This window comes from Bradyrhizobium sp. 87 (genome assembly GCF_023073015.1).
Taxonomy (GTDB): domain Bacteria; phylum Pseudomonadota; class Alphaproteobacteria; order Rhizobiales; family Xanthobacteraceae; genus Bradyrhizobium; species Bradyrhizobium canariense_D.
In genome coordinates this window covers 1-14,128 of record NZ_JADPIQ010000030.1, presented here as the reverse complement: position 1 = coordinate 14,128, position 14,128 = coordinate 1, and the positions used below count along the sequence as shown (strand labels likewise).

Sequence of the window (14,128 nt, the reverse complement as noted above, 5' to 3'; positions counted from 1 at the left end):
GAGGGCACAGTGGTCGCAGTTGCCGCCGATCGCGGTCACCATTTCAGCAAGCCCCCTCAGGATCGGATCGTGCTGGAGGAAGGCCACGGCGTCCAAGGCGACGCCCACGCCGGCCCATTCGTCCGGCACCGTTACCTTGCCCGCCGCCGGCCACGCCTGCCCAATCTCCGGCAGGTTCACCTGATCCCGTCCGAACTCTTCGCGACGCTACTTAAAGCCGGCTTCGAGGTCGGCGCCGGCGACCTCGGCGAGAACATTAGCAGCGCCGGCTTGGCCCTCGAGCGGATGCCGCTCGGCACCCTCATCGAATTAGGTCCCATGGCCATCGTCGAGCTGACCGGTCTCCGGACGCCCTGTGTCCTCATCGACCGCTTCCGGGCCGGCCTTAAGCAACAGGTGCTCTCGTCGGCGGAAACGGGCCCTCCATTCAAATCCGGGGTGTTGGGCGTGGTACGGGCCGGCGGGATGGTCGCGGCTGGTGATACTGCGCGGATTCGCCTTCCGTCCTCCCCGTTTCGGCCTCTGCCGGCCGTGTAGAAAGACCCTACCATGGCTCGCAAATCGACCCTGCCATATCGCCTGCAGCCCATGCTGGCCACGTTGACGGATGCGCCGTTCGACGATCGCGATTGGGTCTTCGAGGACAAATTCGATGGTTTCCGCATGGTCGCGGAAATCCGGCGTGGTCGGGTCGCGCTCTACAGCCGCAATGGAAAGATCATCAGCCACTCCTATGTCGACGTCGCGAAAGCCCTTGAATGCGTGAAGGAGGACGCCGTGATCGATGGCGAGCTCGTCGCGATCGGCAAGGACGGCGCATCCCATTTCCAGTTGCTCCAGAACGCCTTGCGCCATGAGGCCAAGCTCTTGTACTGCGCGTTCGACCTCATGTTCGCGGACGGCAAGGATCTGCGCACGCTGCCGCTCCTCGAGCGCAAGAAGCGGCTCAAGGCCATACTGCCACGCCACAAGCTGATCGCGTTCAGCAACCACCGCAAAGGCAGCGGCACAAAGTTCTTCGCAGAAGCCGAGCTGAGACGTCTGGAAGGCATCATGGCCAAGCGTGCCGACAGCCCGTACGCGTCCGGACGCCGGACCGCCGACTGGCTGAAAGTGAAGACCGCGCAGCGGCAAGAGGTCGTGATCGCCGGCTTCACGGCGCCGAGGCGAACCCGGCCCTTCTTCGGCGCCCTCGTGCTGGCGGTACGCGAAGACGATGCGTGGCGGTACATCGGCCACGTCGGCACCGGCTTCAGCCACCAAGTTCTCGAAGAGCTTCACGGCAAGCTCGTGAGGCTCAAGACAACCAAGTCGCCGTTCGCTGCCAAGGTGAAGGATGAGCAGGTCACGACCTGGGTGCGTCCTTCGTTGGTCGCGGAAGTGAAGTTCGCGGAGTGGACCAGCAAGGGCGAACTGCGCCAGCCGGTCTATCTCGGCCTGCGGTCCGATAAAAAAGCCACGGACGTCGTCCGCGAAAATAAGGTGCCGCGCAAATAGCGCCGCCGAGCCGCAGCGTGCGCCTGGGAGTTCGGCTGGCAGCGCGCTCGGACGCCGAAGGCCACGGCGGCAGGGGCGGCAACCCGAGAGCCTTGCGGACGGGTCCGAACGACCGGCGGTGAGCTGGGCAAGCGCCAAGCCTGGCGAGCGCCTCATAATGAGCCGGCACCGGGTAGCCCTTGTGATCCGCGAAGCCGTAGCCGGGATGACGCACCTCGAGCGTCCGCATGACCGCGTCGCGCTCGACTTTCGCGAGGATGGAGGCGGCCGCAATGCTGGCGGACTTGGTGTCACCTTTAATGATGGCCTGCTGAGGGATATCGATTTCCTTCAACCGCTTCGCATCGATCAGCAAGTGCTGCGGCGTCAACGCCAGCCCCCGGACCGCACGCTGCATGGCCTGGATGCCCGCCCAATAGATGTTGATCGCGTCGATCTCCTCGACCTCGACGAATACCACACACCAACTCTCTGCCTTTTCCTTGATTTCCTTCGCGAGTTCTTCGCGAGCCGCGGCATCGAGTTTTTTCGAGTCGTCGATTCCGACTATTCGCGTGCCGGGTTTCAGGATTACGGCGCCAGCGGAGACGGGCCCGGCGAGAGGGCTCATTCCAGCTTCGTCCACGCCTGCCACGGCCTGAAGGCCGCTCTCCCAGAGAGAGGTTTCGAAACTGAGGATCTTCCGGAGGCGCTGTCCTTCGGACCTGTTTTCGAAACGCCGTTTATCGATTAAAGCCAGGATGGCACGGGCTCCCGCGCGGGTGTCGGTGCGCAAGGTCTGCTCGACGCTGGCCTCGAGTGGTCTTTTCTCGACGACATAGCGCTGACGCAGCACATCGAGCGAATATTGGGACATAGCGGCCTTCGGAAAGACTGACTGTGGGGAGCGTGTCGGTGAACTTTGTGGCGATTGTCTGAAGTTCAGCCATGCCATCCTCATCGACTGCGCAGCGCCTTCTCGAAAGGAACCGGCCCGGCTCCCATCTGAGGTCCCGATAGTCTGAGCGGCCATCGCACATCGCGCCCGTCCACCTCAGAGCGGAACCAACCGGTATCTTCATTCCTTTAGAAAGGAGCGGAGCCTCGATCCTAGGGTGCTTCCGAGGGACGGGCCGATGCTCCGACAGACCGGCAACGACGAACAGGTTCTGGACCGCACCGGCGAAGTGGCGGCTACCATCGCGGAAGAAGGCCTCCGGTACGTTAGCGACTCCGCGCCGGGCTACACGCGCAAGCGGACCGGAACCACCTTCAGCTACTACGACAAGGACGGAAAGCGGATCACCGACGCCGCCGTCATCCGGCGTATAAAGTCCATCGGCATCCCGCCGGCCTACGAATCCGTTTGGATCTGCCCCACGGCCAACGGCCACATCCAGGCGACCGGGCTCGATGCGCGGGGCCGCAAACAGTACCGCTACCACGCGAAATGGCGCGAGTTCCGCGACCAGAACAAGTACGAGCACATCCTCCGGTTCGCTGGTGCGCTGCCCGCGCTGCGCGACCGTGTCGCCGCCGACATGAAGCGGCACGGACTGCCCCGCGAGAAGGTGCTGGCCACGATCGTTAGTCTTCTGGAGAAGACATTGATCCGGGTCGGCAATGCGGAGTATGCCCAGAAAAACAAGTCCTACGGGCTCACCACCATGCGTCGCAAGCACGTCGAGGTCGGGCGCGGAATCCTTCGGTTCGACTTCACGGGGAAGTCGGGCAAACAATGGAAGCTTCGCGTCGAGGACAAGCGGATAGCCGCGATCGTGAAGCGCTGCGCGGAGATCCCGGGACACGAACTCTTCAAGTACCTGGACGAGGACGGACAGCCCCGCACCGTCGACTCTGGCGACGTCAACGCGTACATCAAGGACATCACAGGCGAGGACTTCAGCGCCAAGGACTTTCGGACTTGGGCGGGGACGGTTCTGGCGGCGTTGGCTCTAGCCGAATTCAAGAAGTACGATAGCCAGGCCGAGGCGAAGCGCAACGTCGTCGCCGCGATTGAGAGCGTCTCGAAGCAGCTCGGCAATACACCGGCAATCTGCCGCAAGTGCTACGTGCACCCGGAAATCCTGAACGCCTACGTGTCCGGTGACCTCGTGAAGATGATTGAAGGCAAGATCGCGCAAAAGTTCAAACGCCAGCACGCCAAGCTCACTTCCGACGAGATCATGGTGCTGGCATTTCTCCGCAAGCGTCTCGATAGTCTGAACGCCCGCGCCTAGGACTCCTGTACCCTCTCTAGAGGCCTGCTTACTCGTCGGTGCTGCCAGGCACGCCTCAAACGCCGTGTTCTCTCGTCGGCGGAAACGGGCCCTCCATTCAAACGCGCGGGTGCTGGGAGTGATGAGGGCCGGCGGACCTGTCAGGACGGGCGATACGGCTCGGTGCTGATACCATCCGTTCTGTTTCCGCGCTGCCGGCGCTCTAGACGAAAGTACATGCTCCAGACCATCTGAGCGCGGAACTGGAGGGCGCGGCTTTCCATTGACCATCAAGGGTGTCCTGATGGCCCGGATCGAAGATTACGCGCTTATTGGCGATTGCGAGACCAGCGCACTGGTCGGGCGCGACGGCTCAATCGATTGGCTCTGTTTCCCGCGGTTCGATTCCGATAGCTGCTTCGGGCAGCTCCTGGGAGACGAGAACAACGGATACTGGAGCCTTCGCCCGGTCGACGGATATTCGAACGAACGTCGCTACCTTCCCGGCACGCTGATCCTGGAGACCGTCTTCGCGACTAAGACCGGTCGCGCGCGTCTCCTCGACTTCATGCCCCCGAAGACTGGCGTGTCGAAGGTCGTCAGGATCGTTGAGGGCCTTGAAGGATCCGTCGCCATGCGGAGCGAACTGGTCGCACGGTTCGACTATGGTGTCAGTGTACCCTGGGTGAGCCGCCTCCAGGATGGTGCGGTCAGCTTGGTCGCGGGAGCGTCCATGCTGGTGCTAAGGACGGGGGTGCCGCTGCACGGCAAATCGATGAAGACAGTCGGCGCGTTCTCCGTCGAACCGGGCCAACGCGCTGCCTTCGTTCTGTCCTACCAGACATCTTATGAAGACCCAGCCTCCCCTGACGATCCGTGGCTTCTCCTGGACCGTACGGAAAGTTTCTGGCGCGATTGGTCCAGCCGCTGTGAAGCGGCGGGTCCATATTCGGACCAGGTTCTGAGATCTCTCATAACTCTCAAGGCACTGACGTTTGGACCGAGCGGCGGCATTGTCGCCGCTGCCACGACCTCGCTTCCGGAGCAAATTGGCGGGTCTCGCAACTGGGATTATCGCTTCTGCTGGGTCCGCGATGCCACGCTAACGCTGTTGGCTCTTATGGGGGCCGGCTACTACGACGAGGCGCGCGCTTGGCGAGACTGGCTCATCCGCGCCGTGGCGGGAAGCCCGAACCAGCTGCAGATCATGTACGCGGTCACAGGCGAGCGCAGGCTAACCGAGTGGGAGGTGCCCTGGCTTTCGGGATACGAGAACTCAAAACCTGTGCGTATCGGGAACGCGGCCCACACTCAGCTTCAGCTTGATGTCTATGGCGAGTTGATGGACGCCCTATATCAGGCCCGCCGAGGCGGCCTTCGCGAGAACAAGCGAGCATGGGCGATCCAGTGTGCCCTCCTCGATCATCTCAGGGAGATTTGGACAGAGCCGGATGAGGGTATCTGGGAAGTGCGAGGTGGGCCCAAGCATTTTACCTATTCGAAGATGATGGCGTGGGTCGCTTTCGATCGAGCCATCAAATCGGCCGACGAGTTCGGGATGCACGGTCCCGTGGACAATTGGAAAGCGCAGCGCGCCGCCATTCAGGAAGATGTCTGCCAACGCGGCTACGATGAACAGCGGAAGTCCTTCGTTCAGGTCTACGGTGAGTCCCAGCTCGATGCATCCCTGCTGCTGATCCCCGCGATAGGTTTCTTGCCGCCCGAAGATCCGCGGGTGATCTCGACCATTGAAGCTATCGAACGCGAGTTGTTCAAGGACGGCTTCGTGCAGCGATACGATACGAAGGCGACCAAGGACGGCCTGCCGCCTGGCGAAGGGATGTTTCTGGCCTGCAGCTTCTGGCTCGCGGATGCCTATCACCTGATCGGCCGCGATGCTGACGCCAAGGCATTGTTCGAGCGTCTTCTTGCGCTGCGCAATGACGTCGGGCTGCTGTCGGAAGAGTACGACACAGAGCGAAATCGATTGGTCGGCAACTTCCCCCAGGCCTTCTCTCACATCGCCCTGGTGAACACTGCTCATAATCTCACTCACCGCGAAAAGCCTTCCGAGCATCGCGGTAGCAAGAAAGCGCTTCCGAGCAAGGAGCAGGAAAGTAAGGGCACCACGAGGAGGCACGTATGACAGAGAAGCCGATCGATGCTGCTGCCTCAGCCGGTCCGGAGGCGCGACCTCAAGGTCCGGTTCGCTTTCCGCTCGTGCTGGAAGGACAGCCTGCGTTGGTGACGGGAGCAAACTCGGGAATTGGGCGCGCGGTGGCCCTTGGGCTCGCGGCGTCTGGCGCTGATGTAGTAGTCAACTACGTGGTCGAGCCACAAGCGGCGGACGATGTGGCCCATCAAGTCGAGGCGCTTGGCCGGAAGGCGATCACCATCAAGGCGGACGTCAGCGACGAAGAAGACGTCCGGGCGATGTTCGCCAAGGCCATAGACCACTTCGGAACTCTGCACATCGTGGTGAACAATGCCGGATTGCAGCGCGATGCGCCGTTTCACGAGATGACGCTCGAACAGTGGAACAAAGTCATCGGCGTCAATCTCACCGGCCAATTTCTCTGCGCCAGAGAAGCGATCCGTGAGTTCAAGAGACGAGGTGTAGTGAAGAACGTGTCAGCGGCAGCGGGCAAACTCGTCTGCATGAGCTCCGTCCATCAGGAGATCCCTTGGGCGGGTCATGAGAACTATGCAGCCTCAAAGGGCGGCGTCATGCAGATGATGCGAAGCTTGGCGCAGGACGTTGCTCCGCTGGCCATCCGGGTCAATGGCGTCGCGCCTGGAGCCATCCGTACGCCCATCAACCGACCCGCGTGGGAAACCAAGGAAGCCTACGACAGCCTGATGACGCTGGTCCCCTATCGACGCATCGGTGAGCCAAACGATGTCGCCCAAGCGGTCGCCTGGCTGGTTTCAGATGCGGCCGACTACGTGGTTGGCACCACCTTGTTCATCGACGGAGGCATGATGCTTTTCCCGGGCTTTGCAAGCGGGGGATAGACAAAGCTTGGGATTCGCAAGGAAAGTGGAGAGGCTCAACCGGAACGGCCAAGCATGCGGGTGTTGCGGCATGCGGCCTTCGGCAACAGGAGGAATGAGCATTGCCAAATGGCGCACGCACAATGAGCGCGGGCAAGATCGCCCGCGAGGTAGCGAGAGCACTGGCGTCCGCTCTGAAGCGCCAATCCATCTCTCCGAAGAAGGGTCATAGAAAAGAGGAAAAAGCACCTCGCCAGACCTCGCCCTCGCTATGCCGCGAAAAGTAGCGGTAGCTCCGATGCCCATCTGGCTTACTGCGGGTCTTTGGGGGCTGCTTGGGGCCTCATCATTGCTCCTGGGAGCAGCGGTCGCATTCGTATTCAGGATGCCTCGCTACGTTACTGCAGGCATCATGTCTTTCGGCTGCGGTGTGCTGATTTCGGCCGTGGCCTATGACCTTCTGGAAGACGGATACCAGGAAGGGGGTATCTGGCCCATCATTGCGGGTGCGATCGCTGGCTCTGCCACCTATGCTCTTTCCGATTGGGCAGTCTCTCGAGAAGGAGCGCGCTCGCGCAAGCGGTCCGGCGATCAGCAGGTCAACGCCGGCGAAGGCGGAGGCTTGGCGATTGCCGTCGGCTCACTTCTCGACGGTATTCCGGAAAGCATTGTCCTGGGTTTGGGGCTGTTGAGCGGAAAGGGCATCAGCATCGCGATGCTCGCCGCTATCTTTCTGTCCAACTTCCCGGAGGGGCTTTCTAGTGCGCTCGGCATGCGGGCCGCTGGCCGGTCGGCTACCTATATCTTTGGACTTTGGGGCGCGATCACCATCCTTTCGGGAATTGCAGCCGCCTCTGGAGCAGCTTTCCTGGGAGGTGCTGCTCCTCAGGTCGTTGCTACCGTAAGTGCTGTAGCTGCGGGCGCTCTTCTCACGATGGTGGTGAACACCATGGTGCCGGAAGCTGTCGAAGGCGAACAGAAGCTGGCCGGCGTGCTCGTGGTTGTCGGCTTGCTCGCGGCCTTCGCGCTTTCTAACGTCGGCGAAACGTAGAAGGGCACAGCGTGTCGGGCTTCCATGAAGTCGAGAACCGCACGTCCGTTGGCCGTGATCTTCCAGCCGCCGCTGATGCGAACCAGCCCGTGTGAGAAGATGTCGAGATCCGGTACTCGGGCGGCGAGGCGCTTGGTCCGGTCCGCCCATTCGCGGCCACTGGTCGCCAGGATCGCCATGTCGCGTTTGAGGTCCTCCATAACCGCGAATCCCTCCGGATAGCTCACCAGGATCTTGAGGAGCGTCGCCTGGAAGTTCACGCCCGCTCCCGATCAGCGCCACGTCATGGGTGCACGGGACAGGGCGTCCCGGCTGACCTGCCTGAGACCCTCGGGAGAAACCTCGCCATTGGCGGTAGCCTCTAGGATATCCGATGCGACGAGCGTACGTCCACGATCTCGCTGTGCGACAAGCTTTCGCAGACTTCATCACGGACCACGCGCGAACGCGCGGTCGTTTCCAGGTCGGACATGACGGGCCCCCAAGCGAAAACAACACCCTAGCCCGGCTTTGTCGGCCTGGGGATTCCGGCGTGTTAATTTTCGCGGCAAGTGCCCTCGGACTTTTGAGGGGCAGAGCGCTGCCGGCCAACGCTGGTGACTACCACACAAGGAGTGGAGGTCCCGATCTGCTGGTCGCTTCGGTGCGATCTCTCAACCGCAGCGAGGTCGGCTTGCCGGGTGAGAACGGACCAAGCTGGAAGATGGCTGCGAGGCCTGCAAGTGACCCAGAGCGGACGATTGCACTTACAACGGTCAATGAATCCGCTTCCAAAGCCTCTTGTAATAGACCATCAAGGTTCGCTGCGAGACCGTGCGACACTGCATGACGGTGTTCGGGCGCCCCGCACCGTTATCGAACGAGATCGTTCCTCGGCCTCGATCCCACTTAATTCGAAGCCTGCTGTCGAACTGCATATCGATAGCAATCTCGTCGTCTTTTACCGAGACCACGGCACCCTCGAAGGTCCGCCCGCTCTCTCCGCGCTCGAAAAGCACGCGCTTCGCCGCAACGTCCATAGTGAAAAAGATCGCATCAGCGTCCTCGCAACGGATCGAGATCGGATCCTTGACTGGATCTCTCAAGCGGAAGTCCAGCACGCTGCGGGGACGACCAGCTTTGCAGGAGTGATATAACGTCGGTCGCAGACTGCTGTCATCGAGCCCGGGCCAGATGAGCATATTTCGATCTCGGTCGAACACTAGATCAATCCTGCCCGATACGACTTGCAGGAAGAAAGTAATTTTCGAATCGGCGGCCTCGCTCGTCACAGCTCCGACCCGTAGGTTTATTCCAGAGTATGAAGTAACGTCAGCCGGCGGCGTCTCGAAAGCCACAGACTGCGCGCCAAGATCAAAAGTCACAAAATAGGGCCGAGCCGGCGCTTCCGTTTCACACCTGATTGAGAAGACCTCAGACGCCGTCGCGGCATTAGGCGCTCCGAGAAATACAAGAACGGCCACAAGCGCATGCCCTGCGCACGCCGTCTTGCGAAAAATTGCAGCAAAGACCGCCACGAGGGCAATTTTGAGCACCGTTCTCATGCGCGGACAGGCTTCTTCGAAGGGCCAACACCCGTTGGTTGTGCAACAACTAGCGCTAAGCCTTCGTAAATTTCTCGGCCGCATTTCCGGTTGTGCCCCAAAGCGGAATAGCTCAGCCCTACGTTAGATAGTCCATGAGCGACTTCGACATTGGGTACCCGGAGCTAGTACCGAAATTTCCAACCTGCGGTCCGTCTGGCGCATAGCCACTGGCCTGGTAAAAGCGTAGCGCGGTCTCCGTACTGGTGAGGGTGCATCGCATGTTGCCTCGCTCAAGAGCCCTTCGTTCGAGCGCACCGAGCAAGGCGCGACTAACGCCCCGGAATCTCGCATCCGGGGAAACGTAGTTCAGAGTAATTTGGCCTGCATCTGTAACGGACCCGACAGCAAGAATGTTGTCGTCCTCAGCGGCGACGAGGAGAGAATTTCCGGGCTGCCGAATCCAAGAGGCGAAGATCTCGGGCGTCTTACTGCCCAACCACCGCGCCAGAATGGCGGCATCATTCTTGTGATCGGCAACGCAGAGTTCCGCAATCGACGGCCTCATAACCAGACAAGCGGCTTCTGCGTCCTCGCTTCTGGCGTCCCTGATTTGCATGCGGTCATTTTGACACGAGCCATCATAGTTGCAACCCTAAGGCGCCGGAAATATCCACTTCTGGCCCATCAGCGAAGTAGCGCCGCACCTCCTTGAGGTCCGCTTGGTGAGGCAGGGCGGACCAGATTTGCTAGGGTTTGAGTTCTTCGCGTTGTGACCCATCGCTGACGTTGAGCGTCAAGAACCGGCGCTAGATTTCAAGCAAATCCCGCCCCGCACTAATTGCGCCGGAGAAGGCTTTGCGAGCTTGTTCCAAGAACACACCTGCTCGAGAACAGCGTCAGGCTGACGCCCACCGACAAAGCCACAATTTCGGGGATCGGTCTCACTGATCAGCGAACCTAACTTGAGCCATTGCAAGAGCGGCCTGGGCTCTTTTTGTCCGAAGTCCTGCATCCAGGAGAGGTGGCACGCGATCCGCTCTTGAGCGCTCAGGCCAGCCAGAAATTTTTACGTCGGGTCATGTCGGGGATGGCATGCATAGAACGTCCTCGGTTCATTGGGGGGTAGCGCAGGACCCGGAGAGGCGCGCACCCTAGAAAGGAACCGCTTATGTCAAAGACTTCGCCCATGGTGTGGACGGGACGTGTCCTGACCGGTCTGTTCGCCGTATTTCTGCTTACTGCATCGATCTTTCCCAAGCTGACTGGAATGAAGGTGGCGGCCGACACCCTATCGTCGTTGGGTTGGAAGGTCGATTATATCCTAATGATTGGCCTGATGGAATTTACCTTCATCGCGCTCTATCTCTTCCCGCCGACGGCTGTACTAGGCGCGGTGCTGATGACGGGCCTCCTCGGCGGAGCCATGGCGACCCAGGTGCGGGTCGAAAACCCGTTGTTCAGCCACGAACTATTCTCAATCTATCTGGCTCTGTTCATGTGGGGGGGATTGTGGCTGCGCGATCCGGCCCTGCGAGCGATGCTCCCGTGGCGCAAGAACGAAGCTTAGGAGTTGTTCGTCAAAATGGCATTGCGCCCCGCGCGGCGAACTGCGGCGTGTCTCGGGAAGATACCACTTTGACCGCCTTTGCCAGGGCCACCCGGTATCGGACAACGCGCGTTCAAATGGGCAGCTATCGAAGAGGCGGGGCGCTGATGCTTCAAATCTGCCGTTGCGTCGGCCGGTCAAGCGACGTATCCGGATTGGGTGCCGCTCTCTATGGCTCGCCGGGCGTGCCTTATGCCGCCGCGAATTCCGGAGCCTGACTCAGATGGCATCGGTCCGGATAGCAGCGCTCGGAGCGATTGGCGTGCGGACCGGACGGGTCCTGACCGAGGGCGATGAACTCCACTACGAGGTGCGCGGCGACGGTCCGCCGCTACTGATGATTTCGGGCGGCGGCGGCGATGCCGGGTTTTATGAGGTGGTCGCAACTGTTCTAAGCGGCCAGTATCAAGTCATTACCTATGACCGGCGGGGCAACTCGCGCAGCACTCGGAACAATCCGCAAAACTTCGAGATCAGTCAGCAGTCACGAGATGCTGTGGCGGTTCTTCGGGCTAATGGTCACGCTTCGGCGCTGATGTTCGGAAACAGTGGCGGCGCCGTCATTCTCCTGGATTTAGCCAAGACCCACCCGCAGTCGATCATCCTCGGCGTCGTGCATGAAGCGCCTGTTGTTCGGGTGCTGCCCGACGCGGCGAAATGGAGCCGATTCTTCGCCAACTGTTACGCGACAGCGCACAGATTTGGGAGCCACGCTGCAATGGCTCGCGTCGCCCTCTCAACGCGATTGCCCTGGAAGTCGCTCAAGGCTGTTCCTTCCGATCTGGCCAAGCGCATGGCCGGAAATCACGATTTCTTCGTCATGCACGAGATGATACCCTTCTCGGGCTACAAGCCCGATGTCCGGAAGATCCAGGAGAACGAGGTCAGGCTGATCATTGCCGCTGGCGCCTTTACGTTGCGGAAAAACCTCTACTACGGCCGCGCCAGCCCTATCCTCGCTGAGCAGCTAGGGAGGCCGATGTCTGTGCTTCCAGGCAATCATATCTCCTATCTGGACCAGCCGCTCGCATGGGCGACCGCACTTCGCGAGCTTCTCGGCACCCGCCAGCTTGCGCCGAATGAGGGCGGATAAACCAGGCTGGAGACGACCTGGACGCCGGCCCCGCGCCACGGGCGCCGACGTAAAGAATTCGATGAGTAAGGCCGCCTCAGTTGGCGGCCTCTTTTCAATTATCCGGTGCGAGACCATGTCGCCTTCTGGCCCCTGGCTGACCTCAGCCCAGAGCGCGGGGCTGTCCGCTTCGCGCAACTGACCCGACCAAGGTCATACTGGCTGGAGAGGGCAGCCTTTGACCTAAACGGACTCAGGGCAGTTGGTATTCTGCTCGATCCCAAAGTGATACGATTTCCGACTATCGACGGACCATGCTGGAGCTTCTTTGATGTCTTATCTACCGCCGAAGTGGCCGATTCCTGCTGATGTAAAATGGATCGAGGTCAATGGATATCCCATGGCCTATCAAGATCGTGGAGCTGGCCCGCCGCTTGTCCTGGTCCATGGATCGTTTTGTGATTATCGAATTTGGCCGGATCAGATCGAACCGTTTTCCAAACAACATCGAGTTCTGAACGTAAGCCTCAGGCACTATTTCCCTGAACTGTGGGACGGCGTGGGAAACGATTTCTCATTCGCCCAGCACGCCGACGATGTGGGCGCCTTCGTAGAAAAGCTGAATCTTGGTCCGGTCCACTTGTTGGGCGTTTCTCGCGGCGGTGCAGTTGCTATCGAAGTGGCGAAAAAATATCCTGACCTCATCCGAACCCTCATTCTGGCGGATGCAGGTGTCAGGCTTGAGCTTCCTGAAACGGAAGCGAATTTAAAGGCGACGGCCTTCCGATCAAACTTGTTTGCTGAGTTGCGGAAAGATGTAGCCAATGGAGATGTTGAGGGCGGCACGGCCCGCTTCATGCATCGCTTAGTCGGTCCGGACTTTTGGCAGAGTTTGTCAGCGGGACGGCAGAAAGAGTTTCTTCAGAATATTCGGACCGCGATCGTCGATGATCCACTTCCTCTCACCACAGACGAAGAGCTGCGGAACTTCAGTTTCCCCGTCCTTATGACAAATGGCGAGAAATCGCCGCCACTGTACGGTGTTTTGATTTCCGAGATGCAAAATCGGGGCAATTTCGAGCCGCCGGTCATTATTCCTTGCGCGGGTCACGCAATGACCGCTGAGAACCCAAAGGCTTTCAATCAAGCTGTTCTGAAGTTTACTTCGGAGCTTTGAAAACAGCCTTTTCCGGTACACCTTGCATTTCTGTTTTTCGGTCCAATGACTGCCCGCGCTGACGAGGTGATGGAATAGAAACTGCTGCGGTGCACGAGTCCGTTCCTGGCCCGAAGCCGCCTTGAAGAAAGGGGCAGAGCATGTCCGCTCTGCCCAGCTAGTTCAGACGTCGACTTGCTCTGCTATTGCAAGCGCATCGTCGACTTCAATTCCTAGGTATCGGACGGTGCTCTCGATTTTGGTGTGCCCCAGAAGCAGCTGCACCGCTCGCAAGTTGCCCGTGCGCCGATAGATAAGGGTCGCTTTTGTTCGACGGAGCGAATGCGTTCCGAACAGGTGAGGATCCAACCCTATACCGGCCAGCCAGCCCGATAATAAACGCGCATATTGCCGCGTGGTCAGGCTGCACCCGGGGCCTCTACAGCCGGTGAACAGAGTCGCCAGGCTTCTTGCCGGTTGCCCTCAGGTAGTCATCGATCGCTTGACGGGTAGACTCTGTAAGCTCGAACTTGACCGGCCGTCCAGTTTTCTTCTGGCGGACGCTTGCTCTATCGGCCGCATACCCGCTTGATGCCACGTCATCGACTTTCAGGCCCACCACGTCGCACCCACGAAGCTTGCTGTCGATTGCGATGTTGAACAACGCCAGATCACGGATTCGTCCCTCAACCTGGAGCTTCGTCCGGATAGACCAAACGTGCTTCGGCCGAAAGTGGCGGCTTAGCGCCAACGACCTTACCCTTGTTCCACGGGACGCGCTTTTGAACGTTCTCTGCGGATTTTGAGACATCGGTCATGATGACCTCCTCAGTTGATGAGGCTGGTCAGTTTCGAACTCTCTTACGTCGGCTTTCGGACCATAGGAGGCGTACTTAGGTCCAATTCGATGACTAGAGGTCGCAATTTGACCCTGGCTGTTCTCTAATTCCGGGCGTGAGGTCAAGCTCTCCTTGAACATCCTTGCCGGGTCCATGGTTCTCTCCGCGGTAGGGGCGTGCCCTCCGCAT

The 14,128-nt window shown here is 60.0% G+C and carries 11 protein-coding genes and 2 pseudogenes; 8 read left to right on the top strand and 5 right to left on the bottom strand.

Annotation, left to right across the window (positions count from 1 at the left end):
• Window positions 1–9 precede the first annotated feature (9 nt).
• Entirely contained in the window at window positions 10–537 is a 528-nt protein-coding gene (locus IVB50_RS08305) for an MOSC domain-containing protein (RefSeq protein ID WP_346283331.1), read from the top strand.
• A gap of 12 nt (window positions 538–549) precedes the next feature.
• Window positions 550–1,497: a non-homologous end-joining DNA ligase gene (gene ligD, locus IVB50_RS08300; protein WP_247295382.1), complete on the top strand. Its 948-nt coding sequence runs from the start codon at window positions 550–552 to the stop codon at window positions 1,495–1,497.
• Between the two features lie 43 nt (window positions 1,498–1,540).
• On the opposite strand, the pseudogene IVB50_RS08295 reads toward ligD, so the two are convergent.
• Window positions 1,541–2,353, bottom strand: a pseudogene (locus tag IVB50_RS08295) (ribonuclease HII); the annotation flags it as partial.
• A 259-nt stretch (window positions 2,354–2,612) separates the two neighbouring features.
• Here IVB50_RS08295 and IVB50_RS08290 point away from each other — a divergent pair.
• From IVB50_RS08290 to IVB50_RS08280, 3 genes are all read left to right on the top strand, one after another.
• Window positions 2,613–3,716, top strand: a complete 1,104-nt coding sequence (locus IVB50_RS08290; RefSeq protein WP_247295380.1) for a DNA topoisomerase IB — start codon at window positions 2,613–2,615, stop codon at window positions 3,714–3,716.
• 262 nt (window positions 3,717–3,978) lie between these two features.
• Window positions 3,979–5,841, top strand: coding sequence for a glycoside hydrolase family 15 protein (locus tag IVB50_RS08285; protein WP_346283332.1), 1,863 nt, complete (start codon window positions 3,979–3,981; stop codon window positions 5,839–5,841).
• Entirely contained in the window at window positions 5,838–6,710 is an 873-nt protein-coding gene (locus tag IVB50_RS08280) for an SDR family oxidoreductase (RefSeq protein WP_247295378.1), read from the top strand. The genes IVB50_RS08285 and IVB50_RS08280 overlap by 4 nt, the downstream gene beginning before the upstream one ends.
• 864 nt (window positions 6,711–7,574) lie before the next feature.
• Here IVB50_RS08280 and IVB50_RS08275 read toward each other — a convergent pair.
• The 3 genes from IVB50_RS08275 to IVB50_RS08265 all read right to left on the bottom strand — a co-directional run bounded on the left by IVB50_RS08275 (window position 7,575) and on the right by IVB50_RS08265 (window position 9,831).
• Window positions 7,575–8,000, bottom strand: a complete 426-nt coding sequence (locus IVB50_RS08275) for a hypothetical protein (protein WP_247295376.1) — start codon at window positions 7,998–8,000, stop codon at window positions 7,575–7,577.
• Window positions 8,001–8,495: 495 nt separating this feature from the next.
• Window positions 8,496–9,284 carry a hypothetical protein gene (locus tag IVB50_RS08270; protein WP_247295373.1) on the bottom strand — a complete coding sequence of 263 codons (789 nt, stop codon included), beginning with the start codon at window positions 9,282–9,284 and terminating at the stop codon, window positions 8,496–8,498.
• Window positions 9,285–9,402: 118 nt separating this feature from the next.
• Window positions 9,403–9,831 carry a GNAT family N-acetyltransferase gene (locus IVB50_RS08265; RefSeq protein WP_346770955.1) on the bottom strand — a complete coding sequence of 143 codons (429 nt, stop codon included), beginning with the start codon at window positions 9,829–9,831 and terminating at the stop codon, window positions 9,403–9,405.
• Window positions 9,832–10,434: 603 nt separating this feature from the next.
• Between IVB50_RS08265 and IVB50_RS08260 the strand changes: the two genes are divergently transcribed.
• From IVB50_RS08260 to IVB50_RS08250, 3 genes are all read left to right on the top strand, one after another.
• The gene (locus IVB50_RS08260) at window positions 10,435–10,833 is read left to right on the top strand and encodes a DoxX family protein (protein WP_247295369.1); all 399 of its coding nucleotides are present in this window, start codon (window positions 10,435–10,437) and stop codon (window positions 10,831–10,833) included.
• Between the two features lie 262 nt (window positions 10,834–11,095).
• A complete protein-coding gene (locus tag IVB50_RS08255; RefSeq protein ID WP_247295367.1) occupies window positions 11,096–11,965 on the top strand; it encodes an alpha/beta hydrolase in 870 nt (289 codons plus the stop codon).
• Window positions 11,966–12,275: 310 nt separating this feature from the next.
• Window positions 12,276–13,121 carry an alpha/beta hydrolase gene (locus tag IVB50_RS08250; protein ID WP_247295365.1) on the top strand — a complete coding sequence of 282 codons (846 nt, stop codon included), beginning with the start codon at window positions 12,276–12,278 and terminating at the stop codon, window positions 13,119–13,121.
• A gap of 162 nt (window positions 13,122–13,283) precedes the next feature.
• On the opposite strand, the pseudogene IVB50_RS08245 reads toward IVB50_RS08250, so the two are convergent.
• Window positions 13,284–13,918, bottom strand: a pseudogene (locus IVB50_RS08245) (tyrosine-type recombinase/integrase).
• Between the last annotated feature and the right edge of the window lie 210 nt (window positions 13,919–14,128).